The sequence below is a fragment of the Nocardia salmonicida genome (assembly GCF_036142455.1).
GTDB lineage: Bacteria > Actinomycetota > Actinomycetes > Mycobacteriales > Mycobacteriaceae > Nocardia > Nocardia salmonicida.
The window spans coordinates 7,068,167-7,093,033 of record NZ_CP108014.1; the positions used below are offsets into that span (position 1 = coordinate 7,068,167).

Here is a 24,867-nt window from a genome sequence, read left to right on the forward strand (position 1 = left end):
CTCTCCGAGCGGATGGCGCCTTTCCTGTGCTATGTCACAGCCTGTTATGCGAACGTTACAGATTGTGGCAGGCGATGTGAAGATCACTGGCCAGTGTGGGCGTGTCGATTGTGCGACATCGGCAGAACCCGACCTTGAGTGCTGGCACTCTCACGTATAGAGTGCTAGTCGGCACTGTGTAGCTGTACTTGTGCCAGTCGACTTCTGGGCTTCGGCTCCGGCACCCGCGACGACGGGGCTGTGCGCAGGGTCGCGAGCTGACCGAAACCCGGTCCGGGACACCAGTTCCGGACAACCGAATTTCCCCTGAAAGTGGAGGGCTCAACGTGGCGAGCGTGAACATCAAGCCGCTCGAGGACAAGATCCTCGTCCAGGCCAACGAGGCCGAGACGACGACGGCCTCCGGCCTGGTCATCCCGGACACGGCCAAGGAGAAGCCGCAGGAGGGCACCGTCATTGCCGTCGGAGCGGGCCGCGTCACCGATAAGGGTGACCGCATCCCGGTCGATGTCAAAGAAGGCGACGTCGTCATCTACAGCAAGTACGGCGGCACCGAGATCAAGTACCAGGGTGGGGAATACCTCATCCTCTCGGCGCGCGACATCCTGGCCGTCGTCACCAAGTAAGGCCAACGCCGCATCAGCGTTCCGCCCCGGCGTCTTCACAGGCCCGGGGCGGATTGCGTTCACAAACAGGAGCTGAATCCTCTTATGCCCAAGCAGATCGAGTTCGACGAAAAGGCTCGCCGGGCTCTGGAACGCGGTGTCGACAAGCTGGCCGACGCCGTCAAGGTGACCCTCGGCCCCCGTGGCCGGCATGTGGTGCTGGCCAAGGCTTTCGGTGGCCCGACCGTGACCAACGACGGTGTCACCATCGCGCGTGAGATCGACCTCGAGGACCCCTTCGAGAACCTCGGCGCACAGCTCGTCAAGAGCGTCGCCACCAAGACCAACGATGTCGCGGGCGACGGTACGACCACCGCCACCGTGCTGGCCCAGGCGTTCGTGCGCGGCGGCCTGAAGAACGTCGCCGCGGGCGCCAACCCGATCACCCTCGGCCAGGGCATCGCCGCTGCCGCCGAGAAGGTGTCGGAGGTGCTGCTCGCGCTGGCCACTCCCGTCTCCGGCGAGAAGGCCATCGCCCAGGTCGCCACCGTTTCCTCACGTGACGAGGAAATCGGCGAGATGGTCGGCAAGGCGCTCACCACGGTCGGCAAGGACGGCGTCGTGACGGTCGAGGAGTCCTCGACCACGAACACCGAACTCGTCATCACCGAAGGTGTGCAGTTCGACAAGGGCTACCTCTCGCCCTACTTCCAGACCGATCCCGAGACCCAGCAGGCCGTGCTCGAGGACACCTACGTCCTGCTGCACCGCGACAAGATCAGCTCGCTGCCCGATCTGCTGCCGCTGCTCGAGAAGATCGCCGAGTCCGGCAAGGCCGTGCTGATCGTGGCCGAGGACGTCGACGGCGAAGCGCTGTCGACCCTGGTGGTCAACTCGATCCGCAAGACCATCAAGGCCGTCGCCGTGAAGGCGCCGTTCTTCGGCGACCGTCGCAAGGCGTTCCTCGACGACCTGGCCGTCGTCACCGGTGGCACCGTGATCAACCCCGATCTCGGCGTCACCCTGCGCGAGGCCACCATCGAGCAGCTGGGTCAGGCGCGTCGCGTCGTCGTCACCAAGGACGAGACCGTGCTGATCGACGGCGCGGGCTCCGACGAGGACATCAAGGGCCGTAGCGCGCAGCTGCGTCGCGAGATCGAGGCCTCTGACTCCGACTGGGATCGCGAGAAGCTCGAAGAGCGTCTGGCGAAGCTGGCCGGTGGCGTCGCGGTGATCAAGGTCGGCGCTGCCACCGAGACCGCGCTCAAGGAGCGCAAGTACCGCGTCGACGACGCGGTCGCCGCCGCCAAGGCCGCGGTCGAGGAGGGCATCGTCCCCGGTGGTGGTTCGGCGCTCGTGATCGCCGCTGCCGCGCTGGCCGAGCTGCGTGACTCGTTCACCGGTGACAAGGCCGTCGGTGTCGAGGTGGTTCGCAAGGGCCTCGAGGCGCCGCTGTACTGGATCGCCAGCAACGCCGGTCTCGACGGTGCGGTTGTCGTGGCCAAGGTCTCCGAGGGCAAGGAAGGCTTCAACGCCGCCACCCTGACCTACGGCGACCTGCTCGCCGACGGTGTCGTCGACCCGGTCAAGGTGACCCGTTCCGCCGTGGTGAACGCCGCCTCGGTCGCACGGATGATCCTGACCACCGAGAGCGCCATCGTGGAGAAGCCGGCCGACGCCGACGACGACCACGGGCATCACGGTCACTCGCACTAGCGCGAACAACAACGAAGGCCCCCTGATCGCGAGCGCGATCTGGGGGCCTTTCGTTATCCGCTAGCTGGCTACCGGCGGATCTTCGCTATCGAGCGCGGCCAGTAAACGGCCGCGCAGAGACGGAGGCGGTGGGGTGGGGGTTGCGGACGCGAGCTGGGCGAGGGCTTCGCGGGTATCGCGAAGCTCTCGCAAGAACTCGGTACACAGGGTTGGGTCTTCGGTATCGATGATGGTCTGGATCGCGTGATGGTCTTCGTCGTCGATCAATCCGAGCGCGACGGTGTGCGCGAGATCGATCTGGGCTTCGTTCATCTCACGTCACCCCCAAACTTTTCTTCAGTCGTGTCAATCCGTCCCGAATCCGGGACTTAACGGTCGGTAACCCGATGCCGAGGTATTGCGCTACCTCCGCGTAGGTCCGCCCGCCGTAGTAGGCGAGCGAGATCGCCTCGCGTTGGGTCTCGGTGAGGGTCGAGAGCCCGCGCTGGACGGCCTGTTGTTCTAGTCTGCGTTCCACCTCCTCGGTGACCTCGTCGAATTCGTGGCCGAGCACCCGGATCCCGTACGCGACCTCGCGCTGGGTGTGGGCCTGCTCGGCGCGAACCCGGTCGACCGCGCGCCGGTGTGCCAGCGTCATCAGCCAGGTCACCGCCGACCCCTTGGCGGGGTCGAAACTGGTGGCGGTACGCCAGATCTGGAGATAGACCTCCTGAGTGGTCTCCTCCGCGTACCCGGGGTCGTGGAGCACCCGCAGGACCAGGCCGAAAACGCGCGCAGACGTTCGGTCGTACAGCTCGGCAAAGGCCTGCTGGTCGGACAGACTGCATCGTTCCAGCAGTGCAGCTAGCTCGACTCCTTCGGCCGCGCGTGCGGTAACCGCAGAATCCACGATCGGTGGAAAGGCTTCGCTTCGGAACCCATTCTGTGTCATCGGTCACGAATCTAGCCCGAAGCTATGACCTCCCCACGACCGGGGGTGTCTTTATTCGGGGTGCCAGCTGTTTGCTAGAGATTCGGCGCGCCACGGCAAACGGATTGGAACGGATTTGCCAACCCGGCCAGACAGGCTCGGCGGGATCTCAGACGGCCATCCGGCGCCGGTTGCGGCGGGCGTGCATCTCGCGTTCGGTCTCGGACATGCCGCCCCAGATGCCATAGGGCTCGCTGACCTTGAGGGCATGGGTGCGGCACTGCATGAGGACGGGGCAAGCCCGGCAGATCTCCTTGGCGCGCATTTCGCGCGCCGTGCGGGCGCGGCCACGTTCGCCGTCGGGGTGGAAGAAGACCGCGGAGTCCTGACCGCGGCACGAGCCACGCATCTGCCAATCCCAGACATCGGCGTTCGGTCCGGGGAGGTGGGTGGGCATGGGCATGTGAACTCCTTGTGGCGCGAGCTCGTCAGCGTTGTCGAGCGAGTGGTGCGGCAGGTCTTCGCGCCACCCGGTGGAGGGTGGCCGGCTCGACGGTGCCTGACGGTGCCGCTCGGAGGTCGCTGCGATTTCGCGCAGCGCCAACCGTGGCGATGAGCTACGTTAGGTGCAGGCGGGAATTTCCGTCAATAGTTCGGCGCATGAGTTCAGTAAATCTGCAAAGCCGAAATTTAACCTACTCACTATTTACATTTCACACCCGATCCCTCCATACTGTTCGGTTGGCTATGGATCGCGCGTCTTCGCGTCTCCGCGACATCCCCGATTTTCCCAGGTCGCGCCGGTAGGAGCCTGGTTCGCACAGGCGGTGCCCACTGCGAGTGGGTGTGCTGGATCACAACGCCCTCCGCGGCCGGACTGCGTGTAGATGGCGAAAACGGGGCGCGAAGGTTAATTGCGCGAAACGCATGTGAATTCGAGACTTTCCGGTGGCAGCACCGAGGAGCGGAGATTTACCTGATGGCAACATCGACGCTCGAGAGAAATGCTGACTGTTAGCTGAATGGCCGTCTCCGCGTCATAACACGCGAACTGTCCCGGGCGAGTGGCGGCTAGAGTCTCGGCGTGCAGACAACGGCCTCACCCGCGGATATCGGTTCCGAAATACTCGTTTCGACTGCCTTCGGCCCCACTCCCGGGCTGGCCGCTACGGAGTTGCCGGAGCCCGCTGACCCGTTGTCGCGGTGGTACCGCGCGGTCACGCTCGGCGGGCAGGGTCGCTACGCCGCCGCCCGTGCTGACCTGCGAATATTGGCCCGAACAGCAGTGGATCCAGGGCTGCGATCCCTCGTCGAGAGCACCCGCGGATCGTTGCTTCGCCAGCTCGGCGATCACGCGGGCGCGGCAGCGTTCGACGGCCGCGCGGCGGCGATCGCGCTCGGCGCCACCGGAGCGGCCCGCGCCGAGGCGCTCGCCGACGCGTATACGGGGCTTGCGGCTGATGCGCTCGGCACCGGCCGACTCGCCCTGGCCCGCACGCTGCTCGGGCGCGTGCGACCACTGCTCGCCGACGCACCCCCACGAGCGGAGGTGCGCTGGCACTGGGTGCGCGCCGAGACCGCGCTCGCGGGCGGCGAAGCGAGCGCGGCGCTGCGCGACGCGGTCGAGGCCGTCGACCTCGCCGCGGCGCTGCCGTCGGTCCGCCACCAGGTGAAATCGGCACTACTCGTCGCCGCCGCGACCGCCGCGACCGGTGACCTCGCCCGGTCGGCGGAACTGGCCGCGCGGGTCGACACGGATTGTCGCGAAAACGGCCTTCTCCCACTGCGTTGGGCCACCGCGATGCTGCGCTCGGGGGTCGCCGAATCGGCGCGAGCGCGCGACGCGGCGAACGAAGCCGCAGATCATGGCGCCCGTCTGCGGGCCTGGGGTGGGGACATCGCCCCGTTGGGTGCGTGATTGCTCCGGATGATCTTTCTGTGAGCACGGTTAGAAGCGACCACGCCCGCTGGCGGCCGATCCGGGGGTCGCTATTGTTAGTCCCGTTCCGCCTTTTCGGTGGAAGCTCGGTCACATTCGACCGCGCCACTCGTAACGCCAGGAAAATCTCTGACGATGACGCATATGGGCGAAGAGTTGGACCTCGCCGTCGCTGCGGCTGCGCAGGGCGACAGGACCGCTTTAGCTCGGGTATTGGAACTGGTCCGTCCCTTGGTAGTTCGCTACTGCAGGGCACGGATCGGAGCCGCGGAGCGCGGACAGCTCTCCGCGGACGATGTTGCGCAAGAGGTCTGTTTGGCTGTGATGACCGCCCTGCCCCGCTATCAGGATCAGGGTCGGCCCTTCATGGCCTTCGTGTACGGAATCGCTTCGCACAAGGTCGCCGACGCCCATCGCAACGCCGCCCGTAACAAGGCGGAGGCGATGGCCGAAGTACCAGATGTCATATCCACCGACCACGGGCCGGAACAGCGGGCTCTCGACTCGGAGACGAGCAGGCAGATGAACACTCTGCTGGCAACGCTCCCCGAGAAGCATCGAGAGATCCTGATCCTGCGTTTGGTCATGGGTCTGTCAGCAGAGGAAACCGCAGTCGCCGTGGGCAGCACGGCGGGAGCGATACGAGTCGCCCAGCACAGGGCACTCGCGAAACTGAAGTCACAAGTGGCGAGGGCAGGTGAAATGTATGGCTAGGGATGGCGAGCGCGGTCTAGGCGACCGGAAAGTTTGGCAGCGCGGATCGCACGACAGCGGTCCCTACGCCGCCGAGGACACCGGTGACTCCGGACCGGTCGACATCGCGGCGGTGCGCAGCGATGACGCGCTGATCGACGCGATCGCAAGCGACGGTCCGGTTCGTACCGACAGTCCCGAAGAGTTCCAGCTGGCGTCGTTACTCGCGGATTGGCGGGCCGACCTTCTGGCCGAGCCGATGCCCGCGGGCCCTGATCTGGACACCGTGTTCGCGGCAGTCAATCAGGAGATCGGCGCACGGCAGGTTCGAGTCGGAGCTTCCTCGCGCGGACGTCTACGACTGGTCCGCCCGATTTTCGGGGCAGCAGCGGCATTGTCGCTGGTGTTCGGCGGTATCACGGCCTTCGCTTACAGCGCGGCCCCCGGCGATCCGCTCTGGCGGGTCAAGGAGGTCGTGTTCAGCGAACAGGCGCAGTCCACCGTCGTACAGTACGCCGACGAAGATCTGCTCGCCGCGCAGAACCTGCTCACCTCGGGCAATCCGGAACAGGCGAAGGCCAGGCTGGAACAGGCTTCGGCCAACGCGGGCCAGGTCGACGACCAGGGCAAGCGCGAGGATCTGATCGCGCGCTGGAACCTGCTGCGTGATCAGCTGATCAAGGTCGCACCGGAGGTCGGCGCACAACTGCCGCCGACCACCACCGCCCCGGGCAAGCCGAGCTCGCCGGTTCAGGTCCCCCCGACGACCAACCCGGGCACCACTGCTCCGGTGGCGCCGGTCGGTCCCGGATCGGAAAGCACCGATCCGTCCACTCAGCCGCCGGTCATCTTGCAGTCTCCCGGCCCGGAGACCAAGCCGCTGTTGCCGCCGGTCGAGCAGACGCAACCACCGGTGACCACTCAGCCGCCGGTGAGTCCGCCGCCGGTCACGGTCGACCCGACGACACCGCAGACGACCATCGCCGAACCACCGCCGGTCACCGTGCCGACGGTGGTCCCGACGTCGTCACCGCTGCCGCCGATCCTGCCGCCCACGCAGCAGGTGCCCCCGCCGGCGACGATCCTGCAGTCGCCACCAGCGGTGCCCTCTTCGTAGTAGAACGATGAATTGAACAAAGACGAAGGCCCCGAACAGGTTCGGGGCCTTCGTTGTGTGCTGGGGGAGCTCGGACGTGGGCCTGCGTGGTCCCCCACGCACGCGTGACCGAGAGCGGGGGAGGGCGGGCGTCCGCGACAGACTCAGCTGTGCCGAGTCGACGCGGAGCTCAGTTGTCGAACCCGTCGAAGCCGTCGCCGTGGAACGCCTCGTTCATCGACGCGTCCGCGTAGCCGCGGCAGTAGTCCCACGTGACGTAAGCCTCGGGGGTGGGATCGTAGGCGGGCTCGTGCGGACGGACGGTGCCGTCGACGAGTAGCTGCAGCAGGTTTGCCCGCAGCATGTCCCAGTCGTGGTAGTGATCTTGCCGACAATCCTCACAGCTGACGACCAGACCGCGGATTCCGCGATGTGCCAGCAGGGCTTCGTATACGGCGAGGTCTGCGAGATCTTCCTCGACCGCGAGGCGCTCATGAGGATCCAACGGCTCACCGGGCTCGATCGCATCGAGCGCGGCAGACGGATCGGAGGGGTCTCCGGCGAAGGGATCCGGCGGCAGGCCAGGTGGTAGATGGTCACGCACATCCCCACGGTACGCAGTACTTGGTGCATCGCGCCAGCGATGCACCGGGCAAGTTTTGCGGAAGGGCTCACTTCACAGGCGTCCACGGCCGCCGGATACCATGGAATGCAGGCGTCGGCGACTTTGTTCTTGCCGACCATCCGAAAGCTTTTTTCCGCTCGAGCACCGACGCACTGTGTCTACCGCGTCGGTTGCTATGACGACCAGGAGGGGTCGATCCGAATGAGTAATCCCGTGTCGGGCGAACGAACCGCGGTGCGCCCTCCTACGGGGGGCGACGATCCGACCAAGATCGCCATGCTCGGCCTCACGTTCGACGACGTGCTGTTGCTGCCTGCCGCCTCGGATCTCATCCCCAGCTCGGTCGAGACATCCAGCCGACTGACCAGGGACATCACCCTGCGTACGCCGCTGGTGAGCTCGGCCATGGACACCGTCACCGAGGCGCGCATGGCCATCGCCATGGCGCGTGCGGGCGGTATGGGCGTGCTGCATCGCAACCTCTCGGCCGTCGATCAGGCCGCCCAGGTGGAGACGGTGAAGCGCTCCGAGGCGGGCATGGTGACCGATCCGGTCACCTGTCGTCCCACCGATACCCTCGCCGAGGTCGACGCGATGTGCGCCCGCTTCCGCATCTCAGGTCTGCCGGTGGTGGACGAGACCGGCGCGCTGGTGGGCATTATCACCAACCGCGACATGCGTTTCGAGGTCGATCAGGATCGCCGCGTGGACGAGGTGATGACCAAGGCGCCGCTGATCACCGCTCGTGAGGGCGTCACCGCAGAGGCCGCGCTCGGTCTGCTGCGCCGCCACAAGATCGAGAAACTGCCCATCGTCGACGGCAACGGCCGCCTGCGTGGGTTGATCACGGTCAAGGACTTCGTCAAGACCGATCAGTACCCCAACGCCACCAAGGACCGCGACGGCCGCCTGCTGGTCGGTGCCGCGATCGGTGTCGGCGAGGACTCGTGGTCGCGTGCGATGACGCTGGCCGACGCCGGAGTGGACGTGCTGATCGTCGACACCGCGCACGGCCACCAGTCGCAGGTGCTGCAGATGGTCGCCAAGGTCAAGGCCGAGGTCGGTGACCGGATCCAGATCGTCGGCGGCAATGTCGCCACGCGCGCCGGCGCCGCCGCGCTCGTCGAGGCGGGCGTCGACGCGGTGAAGGTGGGTGTGGGCCCCGGCTCCATCTGCACCACCCGGGTGGTCGCCGGTGTCGGCGCGCCGCAGATCACCGCGATCCTCGAAGCCGTGGCCGCCTGCAAGGCCGCCGGTGTGCCGGTGATCGCCGACGGTGGCGTGCAGTACTCCGGCGACGTCGCCAAGGCCATCGCCGCGGGCGCGTCCACCGTGATGCTCGGCTCGCTGCTCGCGGGCACCGCCGAGTCGCCCGGTGAGCTGATCCTGGTCAACGGCAAGCAGTTCAAGAGCTACCGCGGCATGGGCTCCCTCGGCGCCATGCAGGGCCGCGGCCAGGCCAAGTCGTACTCCAAGGACCGCTACTTCCAGGACGACGTGCTCGCCGAGGACAAGCTCGTCCCCGAGGGCATCGAAGGCCGCGTTCCGTTCCGCGGCCCGGTCAACCAGGTGATCCACCAGCTCGTCGGCGGCCTGCGCGCCGCGATGGGCTACACCGGTTCGCAGAACATCGAGCACCTCCAGGGCGCGCAGTTCGTGCAGATCACCGCGGCGGGTCTCAAGGAGAGCCACCCGCACGACATCACGATGACCGTCGAGGCCCCGAACTACACCGGGCGCGGCTGAGTACAATAGATGCGTTTGTGCGCCGGGAGGTACGCTCCCGGCGCACAAGGGCAATGCAGGCAGGCTCCGAGTCCGCCGCCTACTGGCACTCCTGGCCCCGCACGACCCGACCTCGAGGAGGGTCCGCCGCGCAGCGGCGGTTCGCGGCCGGGTTGCCGGTCAGGCGCCGCCGCGTAGGCGACGAAGGAGCAAGCGGCGGTGCCTGACCGGCGGCCCGTGGTGGCCGCGAACTCGAGCGCGCCAGCGCTCCAAAAACACAGGAGCAACTGTGCGTGACATGGTCGAAATCGGTATGGGGCGGGTCGCCCGTCGGACTTACGAGCTCGATGACGTCGATATCGTTCCCTCGCGGCGGACGCGTTCGTCCAAGCTGGTCTCGTTGGCCTGGCAGCTCGACGCCTACCGTTTCGAGATCCCGGTGCTCGCGCACCCCACCGACGCGCTGGTCTCGCCGGAGTTCGCGATCGAGCTGGGCCGCCAGGGCGGCCTCGGTGTGATCAACGGCGAAGGCCTCTGGGCGCGCCACGCCGACGTGCAGGCCAAGATCGATCAGCTGCTGGATCTGGTCGACAAGGGGGGTTACGAAAAGGCCATCTCGCTGCTGCAGGAACTGCACGCCGCGCCGATGCAGCCAGACCTGCTCGCCGCCGCCGTCGCGCAGGTCCGGGCGGCCGGGGTGACCACCTCGGTGCGAGTGAGCCCGCAGAACGCCCGTGCGCTGACCCCCGCGCTGCTCCAGGCCGGCATCGACCTGCTGGTCGTGCAGGGCACCATCATCTCCGCCGAGCACGTCGGTGGCGACGAGCCGCTCAACCTCAAGACCTTCATCTCCGAGCTGGATGTGCCGGTCGTGGCCGGTGGCGTGAGCGATCACCGCACCGCGCTGCACCTGATGCGCACCGGCGCGGCGGGCGTCATCGTCGGCTACGGCTCGTTCCCCGGCGCCACCACCACCGGCGAGGTGCTCGGCATCGGCGTCCCGATGGCGACCGCGATCGCCGATGCCGCCGCGGCCCGTCGCGATTACCTCGACGAGACCGGCGGTCGGTACGTGCACGTCATCGCCGATGGCGATGTGGCCACCTCGGGTCAGCTGGCCAAGGCCATCGCCTGTGGCGCCGATGCCGTGATGCTCGGTGTGCCGCTGTCGGCGTCGGCCGAGGCGCCCGGTCGTGGCTGGTACTGGCCCTCGGCCACCGCACACCCCTCGGTGCCGCGTGGTTCGTTCCTGCCGGTCGACGAGGCCTGGCTCGACGGCCCCGACGGCGCGGTGGCCCGCCCGAACCTCGAGCGTGTGCTCTACGGCCCCTCCGACGACCCGTTCGGTTCGCTGAACCTGGTCGGTGGCCTCCGTCGTTCGATGGCCAAGGCCGGCTACTCCGACCTCAAGGAATTCCAGAAGGTCGGGCTCAGCGTCCGCTGAAAGCGCTAACGCACATGGGTCAGTGAGACCCGATCCCGCAGGAACCGGGAGATCGCGGTATTGACCGGTTCCGGGTGGGTCATCGTGACGGCCAGGCGGGCGCCATCGATCTCCACGAAGGTGGAGGCGGTGAGCCCGTCGGCCAGCGTCCGAGCCCTCGCGCCCGCGATCCCGCTCTGCGTGGCGTGGATGATCAGCGCCGGGCAGGTGATCTCGCGCAAGCGGTCGAGCACCGAATCGCGCCCGAGCAGGCAGCCCACGGCGGCGTCGAGCCCGCTGTGGGCGTCGCCGACCCAGCGCCGGGTCCAGATGTCGCGGTACCAGGTGTCGTCGCCGATGAGCCAGTCGGCCAGCCGGCCCGCGGCCTCCTCGCGGGAGCTGCGGTCGTGCCACTCGTCGAGGAACCGCTGGGTGGCGGTGGACTGGCCGAGGGTCGGCCCGTGCGCCTCGGTACTGATCAAGATCAACGCGGCGACCCGTTCCGGCGCGACAAGCGCGGTCCGCAAGGCGGTGAAGCCCCCTTGCGCGGTACCGCCGACGATGGCGCGTTCGGCGCCGATCGAGTCGAGCACGGTCAGCGCGTCGCGGGCCGCGGTCCAGTAGGTGAAGGGCAACCGCTGGTCTTTGGTGCGGCCGTGACCGCGCGCGTCCCAGGCGACGATCCGGAATTCGGGTGCGAGTGCGGCCTGTTGCGAGGCGAACATCGTGCGATCCATGAAGAATTCGTGGGCGAGCAACACCACCGGACCCGTGCCACCGCTGTCCTCGTAGTAGATGTCGGCGTCGATCGCGCGGGCGAATGGCACGAGGACGAGGATAGCCAGAGCCACCCCGCCACGCCCAAGAATGTGGGCGCGTCGTGCACAGTCACTACGGCGAGTCCGCGCTCCGACGATGCCCGCTGCTTGCTCGCCGCACCCCGTCACTAAACTGTGGCGGTGGCAGATACTCAGAGACCGGTCCTCGTCGTCGACTTCGGCGCGCAGTACGCCCAGCTGATCGCCCGACGGGTGCGTGAGGCGCGCGTGTTCTCCGAGGTGATTCCCCACACGATGACAGTGGAAGAGATCGCCGACAAGCAGCCGCTGGCCGTGATCTTGTCCGGTGGGCCGTCGAGCGTATATGCCGAGGGCGCACCGCAACTCGACGCGCGGCTGTTCGATCTCGGCGTGCCCGTGTTCGGCATCTGCTACGGCTTCCAGGCGATGGCGCAGGCACTGGGCGGCACGGTGTCGCACACCGGCACCCGCGAATACGGCCGCACCGAACTGAACATCGACGGTGGTGTGCTGCACGGCGGTCTGCCGACCATCCAGCCGGTGTGGATGTCGCACGGTGACGCGGTGACCGACGCCCCTGAGGGCTTCGAGGTCACCGGCACCACCGCGGGCGCTCCGGTCGCCGCGTTCGAGGATCGCGCGCGTCGTCTGGCCGGTGTCCAGTACCACCCCGAGGTGCTGCACTCCCCGCACGGCCAGCAGGTGCTCAGCCGCTTCCTGCACGAGCTCGCGGGCATCCCCGCCCAGTGGACCCCGGCCAACATCGCCGAGTCGCTGATCGAGAGTGTGCGCGAGCAGATCGGTGACGGGCACGCCATCTGTGGTCTGTCCGGTGGTGTCGACTCCGCCGTGGCGGCCGCGCTGGTGCAGCGCGCGATCGGTGACCGGCTCACCTGTGTGTTCGTCGACCACGGTCTGCTGCGGGCCGGTGAGCGCGAGCAGGTCCAGCAGGACTTCGTCGCCGCGACCGGCGCCAAGCTGGTGACCGTCGACGCGGTGGACAAGTTCCTCGGCGAACTGAAGGGCGTCTCCGATCCCGAGGAGAAGCGCAAGATCATCGGTCGCGAGTTCATCCGCTCGTTCGAGGACGCGGTCGCGGGCATCGTCATCGAAGAGGGCGCGGTCGAAGGCAGCGACCCGAAGGTCGAGTTCCTGGTCCAGGGCACCCTGTACCCGGACGTCGTCGAATCCGGTGGCGGCACCGGCACCGCGAACATCAAGAGCCACCACAATGTCGGCGGCCTGCCCGACGACCTCGAGTTCGACCTGGTCGAACCGCTGCGCTTGCTGTTCAAGGACGAGGTCCGCGCGGTCGGTCGCGAACTGGGCCTGCCCGAGGAAATCGTTGCCCGCCAGCCCTTCCCTGGCCCGGGTCTCGCCATCCGCATCGTCGGCGAGGTGACCGCCGACCGGCTCGAACTGCTCCGCCAGGCCGACGCCATCGCCCGCGAAGAACTCACCGCCGCCGGTCTGGACAAGCAGATCTGGCAGTGCCCGGTCGTGCTGCTCGCCGACGTGCGTTCGGTCGGTGTGCAGGGCGACGGTCGCACCTACGGTCATCCGATCGTGCTGCGTCCGGTGTCGAGCGAGGACGCGATGACCGCGGACTGGACCCGGCTGCCCTACGACGTGCTGGAACGGATCTCGACGCGCATCACCAACGAGGTGGCCGACGTCAACCGCGTGGTCCTCGACGTGACGAGCAAGCCGCCGGGCACCATCGAGTGGGAGTGACCTAGACCGGTCGCGGCGGCGCCGCCTGGGTGAGCAGGAGCCTGCCCAGGAGGAAGCCGCCGGTGTGCGGTCGGTGGGTGGCCGGTGGCAGGACCTTCGCCAGCGGGGTTTCCGGTTGCTTATCGGATTGGTCCATCGCCCTTGTCCTCCAACTGGTCTCGTCCAACAGCAATGGCCCGTCACGATGACGGGCCATTGCTGGTTTCCTGGGTTGTCCTTCGGTCAGTGGTGTTTACGGCTCGGTGTCAGCGTGAGCAGCAGTCCGATGACGATGGCCGCGATCACCACGCCCCAGCCGACGGGCAGGATGCCGCCCTCGTCGGGGGTAGGTGCGCCCAGTAGTGCCCAGACGCTCACGGCCAGCGCGATCAGGCCGGTGGTCAGCAGGGTGAACGCGGGTCGGCGTCGGGTATCGACGCTGTTCTGCTCAGCCACGATTCACCGCCGCCTCACCCATGTGCACCGCGACGCGCAGGTCCAGGACCGGGGCACCGGGGGTGTTGGGTCCGGAAATGCCGTCGGTGCAGTGTGATTCGCCCATGTCGACCTCGCAAGTAGTTTTCACGGTCATGTTCTCCGGTAGCAGGACGGTGGCCTCGCCCATGTTCACCGACACCTCGACGGTGCGGGATTCGGTGAGGTTCAGCTCGCGCAGGTCCAGCGTGCCCGAGCCCATGTTCACCGCGTAGGTCGGCTGTAGTTCGGTGAGCGCGACCGGTGCCCAGGTGCGGTCACCCATGGTGGCGCTGTCGAATTCGATCGGCCCGATCAGGGAGGCCAACACCACGAAACCGGCCAGCGGGGCGGTGAGCACCAGCAGCCCGTACCCGCGTCGCAGGAACGCGCCGACGACGAGGCCGAGTCCGACCACGGCCAAGGCGAAGGCCGCGATCCGTGCCGGGGTCATCCATTCGACGCCCGAGGCTGCTGCGGCACCCGCCAGCGCCGCGGCGAGGATCGCCAGGCCGATGGTGACCGGAGTCAGCCGGGAGCGTGGACGTTTCGGTGGCGGCGGCGCTACTGGGGCGTGCTGGGGTGTCGCTTCCGGGAGTTCCCAGGCGAGAGGGGCGACGGCGAGCGGGTCCCAGCCGTTGGGCACCTGCGCGTTGATACGAACGGGTTCCGGTGCGGGAGAAATGGTTCCGGGAAGGTTCTTGTGCAGAACGGCGGTGGCGTAGTTCACTTCGGCTGCAGGTGTCTCGATGACCTCGGCTTTCGGGCTGTCCGCACGCTTGTCGAGATCGACGGGCGCGGCCGAATCATCAACCGGACGAACCGGATCCGCTGTCTGCTCGCTCAGGCCTGCCGCTTTCGGTGCATCCGAAGTCGCGTCGGTGACGTCGAGGCGGCTGGTCGGCGCCGAATCCGCGTCATCTTGTTCGGGCTCGCCGGCTTCCGTCGGCGTCACAGTGATCCGGACCGTGTCTACCGAATCCGGAGTGGTTTCACCGGTTTCGTCGATGTCCTTGTGCAGGACGACCGTCTCGGTGGCATCGACACGCAACAGCGGGGTCGATTCGGCCGTGGCCGCGCGGGCGGGCGCCGGATCGGGCACGTAGGCATCGGGGAGTTTCGTGTAGGGCGTGTACATCCCCGTCGGCGGTACCTCCGGGTTGTACGGATAGCCACGCACCGGGACGCCGGTCGGGTAGCCCGCACCCGGGTAGCCCGTCGTGCCGAGCGGAGACCGGTAGGCATCGAACCCCGCAGGCAGCTCGGGATGACGCAGATACAGCATCCACCAGCCCGCGAGCATCAGCCCGAAGCTGACCACCCCGCCCCCGCCCATCCCCAGCCCGATCGGCCCCATGGTCGACACGGCGATCGCCAGCGCGACGATCAACACGATCGTCTTGGTCTGCGAATGCGACCCCCGATCGTGGGACGACAGGGCCTGCGCCGCCGACACCTCGTTGCCCGCCGACCCCAGCACCAGCCAGGCCAGCAGGTACAGCACGATCCCGGCCCCACCGAAAATGGTCGACACCACGAAGGCCACCCGCACGAGCACCGGGTCCACCCCGTACCGCAACCCGAAACCCGCCGCCACCCCGGCGATCGGCCCCTGCCGAGGCAGCCGGATGGGCCGCGTCTGCCACATCTGGTGAACCTGGTCGGAGAAGCTCGTTTTGCTCATGCCATCCATGGTGTGCCGAGCCACCCCTTTCGCACATCGGGGGTAACCCTGATAATTGCCCGGGTTCAGGGGCAGGGGGATCGGTAGGCGACGTTCGCGAGCTGACCGCGCCAGACGGCTCGGGTGAGTCGGCCGGTCGACGCGCAGATCCGTGCGGCGACGGTCTCGGCGTCGAGATCCCACACGCCGAGCTGACCGTTGTCGGTGACGATCACGAGCTGTTCGCCACGTGGGTGCATGGTCACCTGTCGGGTGCGACCGTCGGCAGGGCCGAGTGAGCCGCCGTACTTGCGTGGTGCGTGGGGGTCGTCGAGGTTCCACAGGCTGGTTGTGCCGTCGTCACTCGAAACGGCCAGCTCGGTGCCGTCCGCTGAGGCCGATATCCAGCTGATCGGGCCGATTTCGGTGCGGATCGTGTCGATGAGCGGGGTGAAGGTCTCTGGTGCGTCGATATCCCACAGGCCGAAGCGATCGCCCTTGGTGATGGCGATGGTCCGGTTGTCGGGCAGGAATGGGGACGACTGTAGGCCGGTGGTGAGTTCCGTGTCGGTTTCGGCGATCAAGCGTGGGTGCGTAGGGTCGTCCAGATTCCAGATCTGGCTGAAGTAGTGAACGTCCGAGTCGCTACGGCGGTCGGCGAGGACCATGGCGACCAGGCTGCCATCGAGGCTGAATCCGGCGTTGACGACCTTCCCGATCCGCGCGGTGATCGGTAGTCCGAGGGGCTCGGGCGCGATGCGGTCGGTGACATCCCACATCTGGACGGAGTCGGTGAAAGTGAGCAGCATCCGGTCGCCCTTTACCGTCGAGTAGATGGCCTCGCCGGTCGGCCAGCTGGGCAGTGGTCGCGGATGACGTGGATCGTCGAGGTCGTAGACGATCCGCCGGTGGCCATCCCGATCGTGCAGGCTCAGAGTGCGTCCGTCCGGACTCAGGACTGGGTTCGACACCCCCGGTGCCTCCGGGATCGTGGTCAGTCGGGCCGGGCGACGGACATCGGTGGTATCCCAGACCATCACGTCGCTGGTCCGAGTCAGCATGGCCATCCGGTCGCCGGTTCGATCGAACATTGCCTCTGCGGGCTCCTTGGGAATCACGTCGACCGTCGAGCGGGGCAGCGTCCAGGTGCGCAGCAGTCCGTCGTACCCCGCGCCGAGGAGCATCGGTTCGTCGGGGAGAAACAGCAGGGACGTCGGTCCGCCTCTGCACACGGAATGCCGGATCTGTGGGCAGGCGGCCGGGGTCACCGACAGGGCGGGGCCCGCTTGCACCGGCTGGGCCGGGTCGGAGATGTTCCACAGTCGCGCGGCCTCGTCGGAGCCGGTGACGAGGAGGTTCCCGTCTTGGTGGAAAGCGAGCGAGGTCAGCACATCGTTGTCGATTCGGGTAGCGGAACCGAAGGTGCGTGGGTGGTGCGGATCGGTGATGTCCCAGAGTTCGAACTGGCTCGATGCTGCGCTGCTGGTGCTCGTCCTGCCTTGCGTGCCGATGGCCAGTCGGGTGCCGTCCGGGCTGAGTGCGGATCGGAGATATCTGAGGCCGGTGGATATCGGCGGTCCGATGGGACGCCCGACCGTGGTGTCCCACAACTGCATGGTATCGGCGGCGGCGTAGGTGTCGCGAGTGACAGTGCCGACGACGAGAATCGCGCCACCAGAGCCGAATTCGGCGGTGTGGAAGGCGTTGCCGGCGCCGGGTAACGACAGGGTGAGAGTGCGCGAGGGCCGTGACCGATCGCGAATAGCCCAGAGGGTGAGCGTCGAGCCGTCGATTTCGGCAAGTCGCGTTCCGCTTTGATCGACCGAGATCCCTTTGGCGCGAAGGGTTTCGAAGGTGTGGATCAGGCGGGGAGCCTCGGGGCGAGCGAGATCCCACAGCTGGGTACCGGAATTGCCGAGGGTGACCGCGTCGGTGCTCCCGGGGATGAATTCGAGATGGTAGGTCCCCGTGCCGAGCGAGGTAGTGAGTCGGCGTGGTCGCACGGGATCGCGCAGATCCCAGAAGGCGGTATCTCCCACATAAGCGATCGAAACCAGTAGCGCGTCGGCCGCGCGATAAGCCAGCGTGGAGACACCGCGCTCGTGGGCGGGAACACTGACGGCCAGTGGTGAATCCTGGCTGTTCAACAATTGGGTGCGCGTCGCATCATCGGGCCGGATTCGATACGCGGCCAACAGGAATTGCGCAGAGATCGACGGGTCGCTGCTTCTGGTCCGTTGCGCCGCGGCCACCAATTCGGCGTAGTCGCGGTCCAACGCGCGCTGATCGGCGAGCCTGCTGCGGTCAACGGCGATGACACCGGTGGCGAGCAGTGCGAACACAACCATGACCGCCACGATCCGCCAGCGCCCACTGTTGCGTGCCGACCGCCGAGAGGCGTGAAGAAAGGTACGCACGCGCGGACTGATCGGTGTCCGGCCGGTGTGCTCGTTCGCGTTGTCGAGTCGGGTTCCGCGATAGAGCAGCGCTGAATCATGTTTCGCTGCTTCCCATTCCGTCGCATCGTGCTCAAGCCTTTGCCGGACAAGGTGCCCGACCCGGTCGGTGTCGATCCAGCCGCGCAGCCGGGGCCACGCGGTCAGCACGATCTCGTGGGGGAACTGCACCGAGCCCGCGTCGAGGGCGATCAGTCTGCTGGCCGCGAGGACTTCGAGCGCTTCCGCTGAATTGTCGGGATCATCGCTGCGGCCGAGCAATTCGGCACGGTCGACCGTGCGCCTGGTGTCACGCCCGTCCTGTCCGACGGTGACGAGCGAACCGAGCAATTCCTGCGCGGCGGTCTGCTGCCCCGGAGTCAGCTCGCTCCAGGCCAGCTCGGCGGTCTCGGCGACCGACCCCGCGACACCGCCCGCCTTGCGGTACCCGGCGACGGTGAGTTTGCGGCCTTCGCGTTGCTGCCAGGTCGCGGCCATCACATGTGACAGCAGTGGCAGCGCGCCGGGATCGTAGCCGTCGGCGCTGAGGTGCCCGCCGAGCCCGCGCAGTTCGGTGAGCACCAGCTCTTCCAAGCCGGGTTCGAGGGTGAGTCCGGCGGCGGCCGCCGGTCCGGTGATCGCGTGCGACACCTCGTCCATGGACATCGCGCCGAGGAGGTAGTTGTTGCGCTGCAGGCCGTTCCGCAATAGCGGCTGGTGCAGGCATTGTTCGTAGAAGTCGGCACGCAGCGCCAGTACGACGGTCACTGATTCAGGTAGGTCGGCGAGCGCGGACAGAAAAGCCGCGCGTTCGGCTTCGTCCTGGCACAGGGTGAACAGTTCCTCGAACTGGTCGACGATCAGCACCCTCAGGTCGTCGGTCAGCGTCGCCGCGAGTCCGGTGGTCGGTGTCGCCCCCGGCGTCATGGTCGCGGTGGGGAGGTCGATCGTGGGTCGCAGACCTGCTGCCAGCAGCGAGGACTTGCCCGCCCCCGACGCGCCGATCAGCACGACGATGCCGGTGGTCGCGCGGACCAGATCGACGAATTCGGCGGTGGCCTGCTCGCGTCCGAAGAACAAGGTGTGCTCCTCGGGTAGGTAGGCGCGCAGGCCGGGGTAGGGGCAGGTCTCGCCGTCGCCCGCGGCTGCCGTCCAGGTGACCGACTCCTGCCAGAGCCGTTGCCACTCGTGCGGGTCGGCGAGCTTGCGTGGTAGGTCGCGCTGGGCCTTCGCGGTCATCTCGACGAGCGTGAGGATCACCGGCAGCAGCGATTCGAAGCGAGCGGGCACATTGCGCCCGGCCTTCCAGTCACTGATCCGCTGCGGTGACGGCGTGCCCGCCTGGGCGCCGCGCATGCGCCGCTCGGTGGCCGTGGCGACCCGACGCAAGGTCGGATTGCCCGCCTCGGCATAGAGTTCGGCGAACCTCTGGGCGAAAAGCGCACGCGGCGAAGAACTCTGCTCGTCATAGTTGGTCAAGGAACCCCCCGTTCGATGAAAACGACCGAGGGTCATGGTATTCGGCTCGATCGGGGCCCGGCGAGTCGCCGGGCCCCGATTCGGCCTACAGGAACATGGTGTCGCCGAAGATCGAGTTCGTCGCGCTCACCTGTCCGGCGCTCGCGGTGACCGTCGCCCACGAGTAGACGTTGAGCGGCCCACCGCAGTTGCCCACCATCAGATGGAAGTCACGGTTCACCAGATAGGTGGTACCCGAACCGAGGGGCATGGATCCCACGTCGATCTTCTTGATCTCGCCCGGCGCCAGCGACAGGCTCAGATCGAGACCGGCCGAGATCGACGGGCCGATGTCGGCGGACACATCGGGGCCGGACGAGCCGAACCCGATGGTGGCCCCCGCGCCCACCGAGATGCCGCCGTCGAGCCCGACCGACAGGGTCAGGTCCACCGCGCAGGCGACGAGATAGCCGGAGCTGACTTTGCCGGTCGCGCCGGGCGGTGCGGTGACGTAGGCGGTGTTGTCGAGAAACACCTCGCGATTGGTCGGCATCGCGTTGAGCGGGGGGACCAGCCGGTAGGCCTCCTCGGTATGGCCGAGGGTGAGTTCGAAGCCGACAGGCCCGTGATAGGTCGTCTCGTGCGGTGCCATCGGCGTCGCCGAAGCCATCGGCGTCATCCCGATGGCGCTCAGTCCGATCGCAGCGGCGCCCAGCACGGTGGTGATGATGTTCACGTGTTCCTCCCCTGAAGCGGCGGCCGTGATTGCGGCCTGCCATCAACGTAGGAAGAGCTTCTGCGGCCGGGCTTTCGGAGTGCCCGCCCGTCGGCTTAAAAGACCTGTTGAGGACCCTGTGGCGGAGTTTCCGGTCCGGCGGTCCGCCGTCGGCGTTCCGGTCCCTCACTGGATCGGCCATACCCCCAGGTAGGGCGTTATTTTTGTCCGGACCGGACAGGTCGGCGCCCAGGTCAGCGGCGGATCGTCGATATCGGGGACGATATCGGGGACTTTCCTGATGTCGGCGCCGCGCCCGCGTGCCACTATCGAGAGCATGGATCCGTCTGTTCCCGCTCGCGAGGCCACCCAGGGGTACCCCCACGGGTACAGCAGTGTCCCTGGGAACGACGCGCACCCCGCATCCGGCGCGCAGAACGGGTTTCGGCCCGCGGTCGGCAACAGTGCGGTGGGTCGTGCGCCGGTGGCCGCGAACGGGATTCAACCGGGTAATGCGGTAGGGCCTTCCGACGGGCCCGGGGCCGCGGCGAATCCGCGGTCCGGTGGGCATCGGCCGCGCGGTCGTTTCGTAGAGCGCGCGTTCGGGGAGCAGCCTGCGGTGTATGGGGCGCCGCAGCACTACCCTCCGCCGCCGCAGTACCGGGCCGCGCCGGGTTATCCGGGGGGCCCGCAGGGCTATGGGGTGCCTCGCGGCTATCGGCCCATGCTGCCTGCCCCCGGTCCCGAGCCGGTGGGTGCGCCGTTGCCGGAGCCCCCGCGCCTGGTCCGTCGCAGTGGTGGGCGGGTGGTCGGCGGTGTCGCGGGTGGTCTGGCCGACCATCTCGGCGTCGATGTGATCAAGGTGCGGCTGGCGTTCGTGCTGCTGTCCGCGATTGTCGGTGCGGGGCTGGTGGCCTACGGGCTGCTGTGGATCTTCACGCCCGGTGGCGCGGACGCCGTGAAACCGACCGGTGACGAGCGCAGGCAGGCGATCGGGCTGGCCCTGCTCGGGCTCGGGCTCACGGTGACGGTGGGGTGGCTGTTCCAGGGGACCGCGGCGCAGGTGATCGCGCCGATCGTGGTGGTCGCGGTCGGCGCCGCGCTGGTGTGGCGTGAATACGATGTGGCCGCGCCGGGTCCACGGGCCCTGTTCGGGCTGCCCGCGCGACCCTCGGTGGTCACCTGGTCGCGCATCGTGGCCGGGGCGACGCTGATCGTGGTCGGGCTCGGGGTGGTGGTGCTGGCCAGGATCGATCTCAGTTCGCTCGGGTCCGCGCTGATCGCGGTGGCGGTCACCCTGGTCGGCGCCGGTCTGCTGACGGTGCCGCTGTGGTTGCGCATGGTCCGCGCGCTCAATGCCGAGCGCGGCGCTCGCATCCGCAACGAGGAACGCGAGGAGATCGCCTCCCATCTGCACGATTCGGTGTTGCAGACGCTCGCGCTGATCCAGCGTCAGGCCGAGGATCCACAGGAGGTGCTCCGCCTGGCCCGCAGTCAGGAGCGCGAACTGCGCAAGTGGCTCTTCGACGACACCGCGCCCGCCCAGTCCAGCCTGGCCACCGCACTGCGCACCATCGCCGGTGAGGTGGAGGACCAGCACGGCGTGAAGGTCACCCCGGTCACCGTCGGCGATGTCGCGATGGACCCCGGCGACACCGGCGCCGGCCTGCCCAAGGAACACTTCACCGCCCTGCTCGGTGCCACCCGCGAGGCGCTGGTCAACGCCGCCAAGCACGCCGACGTCCCCGAGATCGACCTGTTCGCCGAGACCGAACCCCACCAGGTGAGCATCTTCGTGCGCGACCGCGGCGCCGGTTTCGACGTGTCGGCGGTGCCTGCCGACCGGCGCGGGGTGGCCAAGTCGATCTGCGCCAGAATCGAGCGCCGCGGCGGCACCGCCGAGATCGACTCGACCCTCGGGCGTGGCACCGAGGTGCGGATTGTCATGCCGCGCACCGACTCGGGGACCTCGGAGCCGGACGAGGTCGCGAGTGAGGATGCGCCGACCACCGATGACCGCGCGTCGACGCAGGACCATCCGACCGACCCCTGAGTGCGCGATCACACCGAACCCGAGCCGATTTCGACGCCCGGACACCGCGGTGTGGTACCGATGACAGCAGGTCGATCGAGCGGTTCTACTGAGGAGTCTTGTAGTGAGTGTGCGGGTGTTCCTGGTCGACGATCATGCGGTCTTCCGGTCGGGGGTGCGGGCCGAGCTGAGCCGCGAGACCGATATGGAGGTCGTCGGTGAGGCGGGGGCGGTGGCCGAGGCGATCGCCGGGATCGATGCCGCGAAGCCGGATGTGGTGCTGCTCGATGTGCACATGCCCGATGGTGGTGGGGTGGCGGTGCTGAGCGGAATCGCCCAGGGGCCGGTGTGTTTGGCGTTGAGCGTGTCCGACGCGGCCGAGGACGTGATCGCGGTGATCCGGGCGGGGGCGCGCGGGTATGTCACCAAGACGATTTCCGGTGCCGAGCTGGCCGACGGCATCCGCCGGGTCGCGGGCGGGGACGCGGTGTTCAGTCCGCGGTTGGCAGGTTTCGTGCTCGACTCGTTCACCGGGCGCTCGCCCGTTCCCGAGCCGCCACTCGATCCCGAATTGGACTCGCTCACCCCGCGAGAGTTGGAGGTGCTGCGCTTGCTCGCGCGTGGTTACACCTACCGGGAGATCGCCGAATCCTTGTTCATCTCGGTGAAGACCGTCGAGACGCACGCGTCGAATGTGCTGCGCAAGACCCAGCAGTCCAATCGCAATGCGCTCACCCGTTGGGCGCACCGACGACGGATCGAATGATCACATCACGGCGATGATGATCGCGATCAGGATGATCAGGCCGATCAGCACGCCCGCGCCGATGGCGAGAGGGGCGCCGTTGGGCAGATTGTCGATGAAGCTGCCGGTGCGCTGTTGGGGTGCGGCGGCGGTGGCGGCGACCGGGGCCCGGTGCGGACGCGGGAGGGGGGAGGAGTTGGGGCTGCGCAGGCCGCTGGCGGAGTTGCGGGTGGACCAGGCGGGGATGGTGCCGTCTTCGGCGCGCAGCGGCACACCGAGGATGTAGGCGCCGGTGCCGGGGCCGAAGGCGGCGGTGAGGATCTCGTCGCGGGCCTCGGCCATGGTCGGGCGGCGCTGGGGCGCGGGCTCGAGCATGTGCAGCAGCGGCTGGGTGAGGATGCCGCTGCGGGTGGGCGGGATGATCCGGCCCATCGCGGCCGTGGCGACGACGTCGTTCTCGTCGGAGTCGAAACCGAACGGCGGCTGGCCTTCCAGCGCGGTGTAGAGGGTGGCGCCGAGGGAGAACACATCGCTGGCCTCGGTGGGCCGGGCGCCGCGCGCGACCTCGGGCGGGAGGTAGGCGGGGGTGCCGGTGATCACACCGTCGGGTTCGTCACCCTGGGCGTCGCCCGCGCCGCGCGAGATGCCGAAGTCGCTGAGTTTGGCCAGGCCCACGTTGTTGCCGCGGTCGGCGACGAGGATGTTGCCCGGCTTGATATCGCGGTGCACGATGCCCGCGGCATGCGCGGCGGCGAGCGCGTCGGCCACCTGCGCGCCGATCTGGGCGACCTCGACCGCGGGCAGCGTGTCGACCAGCGCGAGCGCCTTGGCCACGCTGCGCGAGGGTAAGTACTCCATGACGAGCCACGGCTCGCCCGCCTCGATCACCACGTCGTGCACGGAGACGGCGTGAATGTGCGACAACTTGGCGGCCACCCGGCCCTCGTGCACGATGGCGCTGCGGATTCGCTCGGCCTCGGCCGCGCTCAGTCCCGCGGTGGACAGCACCTGCTTGATCGCGACTTCCCGGTTCAGCAACCGATCGGTCGCGAGCCAGACCGCACCCATGCCACCCCCGCCCAGCTTGGACTGCAGACGGTAGCGACCCGCGACCAGGTAGTCGGGGCCGATATGGGGACGAGCACGTTCGGTCACGGGTGCGAGGGTAGCCGAATATGGCGCTGACTGGCCGGGATCTTCGGGGTGCTTCGCGGTGGACACGGGGTGGGGGTGGGTGTCACGCTGGTCGCTATCGAACGTATATTCGAATACGATCGATAGCTGAAACGGTGCTGTTGTTTCGGTGCGGGGCGGTTTTCCGCTCGCGGGTCCATCGTGGAAGTAGGTGGTGTTGATGGGTTCGGAAGCGTTGTCGCCCGATCGGGGCATGCTCGACGAGCTGCGTAGGCGCATGGCCGCGGTGCCGGGGCGCGGTGAGTCCGCGACCGGGCACATGCCGCGTGAGCAGCAATTACGTCGCGATTTGTTGCCGGTGCCGCCGCCGCTGGCCGATCTGCTGCCCGATGGCGGGCTGCCCAAAGGGGCGGTGGTCGCCTACACCGGCGCGCACTCCCTGCTGACCGGACTGCTCGCCGCCGTCACCGGAAACGGCGGCCACGCGGCGGTGGTCGGCCTGCCCCGGCTCGGTTTGCTGGCCGCCGCGGAGATGGGCGCCCGGTTGTCCCACCTGGCGGTGATCGCCGATCCCGGCCCCGACCCCGCCGAGGTGGCCGCGGTCCTGCTCGACGGCCTCGACCTGGTGGTCCTCGGCCTCGGCGGCCTCGCCGTCCCGCCCGCCCGCTGTCGCGTCCTCGCCGCCCGCGCCCGCAATCGCGGCGCCACCCTCGTCGTCGCGGGCGAATGGGCCAACCCGACCCTGCGCCTGGACTCGCGCGTCACCGGCTACCGCGGCCTCGGGGCCGGTCGCGGACGCCTGCGTTCGGTCTGCCTCGACGTGCGCGTCAGCGCCAAGGCGGGCCAGACCCGCCACGGCCGCATGGACCTGTGCGCCCAGGTCGGGCGCACCGAATGGCTGCCTCGCGAAAATGTCAGCGGTGCGACAGAAGTCACCGCGCTACACGAGGCCGTCTCATGACCGCC

Annotated in this window: 22 protein-coding genes; 11 read left to right on the forward strand and 11 right to left on the reverse strand. The window is 68.0% G+C overall.

What is annotated here, in order from left to right; all coding sequences use genetic code 11:
- Positions 1-326: 326 nt before the first annotated feature.
- Positions 327-626: a co-chaperone GroES gene (groES, locus tag OHS03_RS32940; RefSeq protein ID WP_056818214.1), complete on the forward strand. Its 300-nt coding sequence runs from the start codon at positions 327-329 to the stop codon at positions 624-626.
- 84 nt (positions 627-710) lie between these two features.
- Entirely contained in the window at positions 711-2,321 is a 1,611-nt protein-coding gene (gene groL / locus OHS03_RS32945) for a chaperonin GroEL (protein WP_056818212.1), read from the forward strand.
- Positions 2,322-2,381: 60 nt separating this feature from the next.
- Here groL and OHS03_RS32950 read toward each other — a convergent pair whose 3' ends face one another.
- The 3 genes from OHS03_RS32950 to OHS03_RS32960 all read right to left on the reverse strand — a co-directional run bounded on the left by OHS03_RS32950 (position 2,382) and on the right by OHS03_RS32960 (position 3,694).
- Positions 2,382-2,633 (reverse strand): RskA family anti-sigma factor, encoded by a 252-nt coding sequence (locus OHS03_RS32950; protein WP_056818210.1) that lies wholly within the window; start codon positions 2,631-2,633, stop codon positions 2,382-2,384.
- A 1-nt stretch (position 2,634) separates the two neighbouring features.
- Positions 2,635-3,252 carry a sigma-70 family RNA polymerase sigma factor gene (locus OHS03_RS32955; protein WP_371852131.1) on the reverse strand — a complete coding sequence of 206 codons (618 nt, stop codon included), beginning with the start codon at positions 3,250-3,252 and terminating at the stop codon, positions 2,635-2,637.
- 148 nt (positions 3,253-3,400) lie between these two features.
- Positions 3,401-3,694 (reverse strand): WhiB family transcriptional regulator, encoded by a 294-nt coding sequence (locus tag OHS03_RS32960; RefSeq protein WP_022567299.1) that lies wholly within the window; start codon positions 3,692-3,694, stop codon positions 3,401-3,403.
- A gap of 621 nt (positions 3,695-4,315) precedes the next feature.
- Between OHS03_RS32960 and OHS03_RS32965 the strand changes: the two genes are divergently transcribed.
- The 3 genes from OHS03_RS32965 to OHS03_RS32975 all read left to right on the forward strand — a co-directional run bounded on the left by OHS03_RS32965 (position 4,316) and on the right by OHS03_RS32975 (position 6,980).
- Positions 4,316-5,149 (forward strand): hypothetical protein, encoded by an 834-nt coding sequence (locus tag OHS03_RS32965; RefSeq protein WP_328659385.1) that lies wholly within the window; start codon positions 4,316-4,318, stop codon positions 5,147-5,149.
- A 156-nt stretch (positions 5,150-5,305) separates the two neighbouring features.
- Complete coding sequence (locus tag OHS03_RS32970; RefSeq protein WP_056818204.1) at positions 5,306-5,884, forward strand: sigma-70 family RNA polymerase sigma factor; 579 nt, start codon at positions 5,306-5,308, stop codon at positions 5,882-5,884.
- Entirely contained in the window at positions 5,877-6,980 is a 1,104-nt protein-coding gene (locus OHS03_RS32975) for an anti-sigma-D factor RsdA (RefSeq protein ID WP_328659386.1), read from the forward strand. Before OHS03_RS32970 ends, OHS03_RS32975 begins: the two co-directional genes overlap by 8 nt.
- 169 nt (positions 6,981-7,149) lie before the next feature.
- Here the strand turns inward: OHS03_RS32975 and OHS03_RS32980 are convergent, their stop codons facing one another.
- Complete coding sequence (locus OHS03_RS32980; protein WP_022567296.1) at positions 7,150-7,563, reverse strand: DUF5319 domain-containing protein; 414 nt, start codon at positions 7,561-7,563, stop codon at positions 7,150-7,152.
- Between the two features lie 222 nt (positions 7,564-7,785).
- Between OHS03_RS32980 and guaB the strand changes: the two genes are divergently transcribed.
- Positions 7,786-9,330 carry an IMP dehydrogenase gene (guaB, locus tag OHS03_RS32985; RefSeq protein ID WP_174555356.1) on the forward strand — a complete coding sequence of 515 codons (1,545 nt, stop codon included), beginning with the start codon at positions 7,786-7,788 and terminating at the stop codon, positions 9,328-9,330.
- Between the two features lie 268 nt (positions 9,331-9,598).
- On the forward strand, positions 9,599-10,753 hold the full coding sequence (locus OHS03_RS32990) for a GuaB3 family IMP dehydrogenase-related protein (RefSeq protein WP_328659389.1): 1,155 nt from the start codon (positions 9,599-9,601) through the stop codon (positions 10,751-10,753).
- A 5-nt stretch (positions 10,754-10,758) separates the two neighbouring features.
- On the opposite strand, the gene OHS03_RS32995 is transcribed toward OHS03_RS32990, so the two are convergent.
- A complete protein-coding gene (locus OHS03_RS32995; protein ID WP_062984487.1) occupies positions 10,759-11,559 on the reverse strand; it encodes an alpha/beta fold hydrolase in 801 nt (266 codons plus the stop codon).
- Positions 11,560-11,691: 132 nt separating this feature from the next.
- Here OHS03_RS32995 and guaA point away from each other — a divergent pair, with 132 nt between their 5' ends.
- On the forward strand, positions 11,692-13,266 hold the full coding sequence (gene guaA, locus OHS03_RS33000; RefSeq protein WP_370585280.1) for a glutamine-hydrolyzing GMP synthase: 1,575 nt from the start codon (positions 11,692-11,694) through the stop codon (positions 13,264-13,266).
- A gap of 1 nt (position 13,267) precedes the next feature.
- Here guaA and OHS03_RS33005 read toward each other — a convergent pair whose 3' ends face one another.
- From OHS03_RS33005 to OHS03_RS33025, 5 genes are all read right to left on the reverse strand, one after another.
- A complete protein-coding gene (locus OHS03_RS33005) occupies positions 13,268-13,402 on the reverse strand; it encodes a hypothetical protein (RefSeq protein WP_268793533.1) in 135 nt (44 codons plus the stop codon).
- Positions 13,403-13,488: 86 nt separating this feature from the next.
- Entirely contained in the window at positions 13,489-13,701 is a 213-nt protein-coding gene (locus OHS03_RS33010; RefSeq protein ID WP_328659391.1) for a hypothetical protein, read from the reverse strand.
- On the reverse strand, positions 13,694-15,403 hold the full coding sequence (locus OHS03_RS33015) for a PspC domain-containing protein (RefSeq protein ID WP_328659393.1): 1,710 nt from the start codon (positions 15,401-15,403) through the stop codon (positions 13,694-13,696). Before OHS03_RS33015 ends, OHS03_RS33010 begins: the two co-directional genes overlap by 8 nt.
- A gap of 65 nt (positions 15,404-15,468) precedes the next feature.
- Positions 15,469-19,296, reverse strand: coding sequence for an nSTAND1 domain-containing NTPase (locus tag OHS03_RS33020; protein ID WP_328659395.1), 3,828 nt, complete (start codon positions 19,294-19,296; stop codon positions 15,469-15,471).
- A gap of 85 nt (positions 19,297-19,381) precedes the next feature.
- The gene (locus OHS03_RS33025) at positions 19,382-20,011 is read right to left on the reverse strand and encodes an MspA family porin (protein WP_328659397.1); all 630 of its coding nucleotides are present in this window, start codon (positions 20,009-20,011) and stop codon (positions 19,382-19,384) included.
- A 703-nt stretch (positions 20,012-20,714) separates the two neighbouring features.
- Here OHS03_RS33025 and OHS03_RS33030 point away from each other — a divergent pair.
- Together OHS03_RS33030 and OHS03_RS33035 are read left to right on the forward strand one after the other, a co-directional pair.
- The gene (locus tag OHS03_RS33030; RefSeq protein ID WP_328664519.1) at positions 20,715-22,043 is read left to right on the forward strand and encodes an ATP-binding protein; all 1,329 of its coding nucleotides are present in this window, start codon (positions 20,715-20,717) and stop codon (positions 22,041-22,043) included.
- 109 nt (positions 22,044-22,152) lie between these two features.
- Positions 22,153-22,788, forward strand: coding sequence for a response regulator (locus OHS03_RS33035; RefSeq protein ID WP_056819208.1), 636 nt, complete (start codon positions 22,153-22,155; stop codon positions 22,786-22,788).
- Here OHS03_RS33035 and OHS03_RS33040 read toward each other — a convergent pair whose 3' ends face one another.
- Positions 22,789-23,922 carry a serine/threonine-protein kinase gene (locus OHS03_RS33040; protein ID WP_328659399.1) on the reverse strand — a complete coding sequence of 378 codons (1,134 nt, stop codon included), beginning with the start codon at positions 23,920-23,922 and terminating at the stop codon, positions 22,789-22,791.
- 199 nt (positions 23,923-24,121) lie between these two features.
- Here OHS03_RS33040 and imuA' point away from each other — a divergent pair, with 199 nt between their 5' ends.
- Positions 24,122-24,862 carry a DnaE2-dependent mutagenesis accessory factor ImuA' gene (imuA', locus tag OHS03_RS33045; RefSeq protein ID WP_328659401.1) on the forward strand — a complete coding sequence of 247 codons (741 nt, stop codon included), beginning with the start codon at positions 24,122-24,124 and terminating at the stop codon, positions 24,860-24,862.
- The last annotated feature ends 5 nt before the right edge of the window (positions 24,863-24,867 follow it).

Coding starts and splice junctions, on each gene's coding strand:
- imuA' (WP_328659401.1), top strand. CDS start 24,122: ATGGGTTCGGAAGCGTTGTCGCCCGATCGGGGCATGCTCGACGAGCTG.
- OHS03_RS32960 (WP_022567299.1), bottom strand. CDS start 3,694: ATGCCCATGCCCACCCACCTCCCCGGACCGAACGCCGATGTCTGGGAT.
- OHS03_RS33015 (WP_328659393.1), bottom strand. CDS start 15,403: ATGAGCAAAACGAGCTTCTCCGACCAGGTTCACCAGATGTGGCAGACG.
- groL (WP_056818212.1), top strand. CDS start 711: ATGCCCAAGCAGATCGAGTTCGACGAAAAGGCTCGCCGGGCTCTGGAA.
- guaB (WP_174555356.1), top strand. CDS start 7,786: ATGAGTAATCCCGTGTCGGGCGAACGAACCGCGGTGCGCCCTCCTACG.
- OHS03_RS32970 (WP_056818204.1), top strand. CDS start 5,306: ATGACGCATATGGGCGAAGAGTTGGACCTCGCCGTCGCTGCGGCTGCG.
- OHS03_RS33005 (WP_268793533.1), bottom strand. CDS start 13,402: ATGGACCAATCCGATAAGCAACCGGAAACCCCGCTGGCGAAGGTCCTG.
- OHS03_RS32950 (WP_056818210.1), bottom strand. CDS start 2,633: ATGAACGAAGCCCAGATCGATCTCGCGCACACCGTCGCGCTCGGATTG.
- OHS03_RS32975 (WP_328659386.1), top strand. CDS start 5,877: ATGGCTAGGGATGGCGAGCGCGGTCTAGGCGACCGGAAAGTTTGGCAG.
- OHS03_RS33030 (WP_328664519.1), top strand. CDS start 20,715: ATGCTGCCTGCCCCCGGTCCCGAGCCGGTGGGTGCGCCGTTGCCGGAG.
- OHS03_RS32955 (WP_371852131.1), bottom strand. CDS start 3,252: ATGACACAGAATGGGTTCCGAAGCGAAGCCTTTCCACCGATCGTGGAT.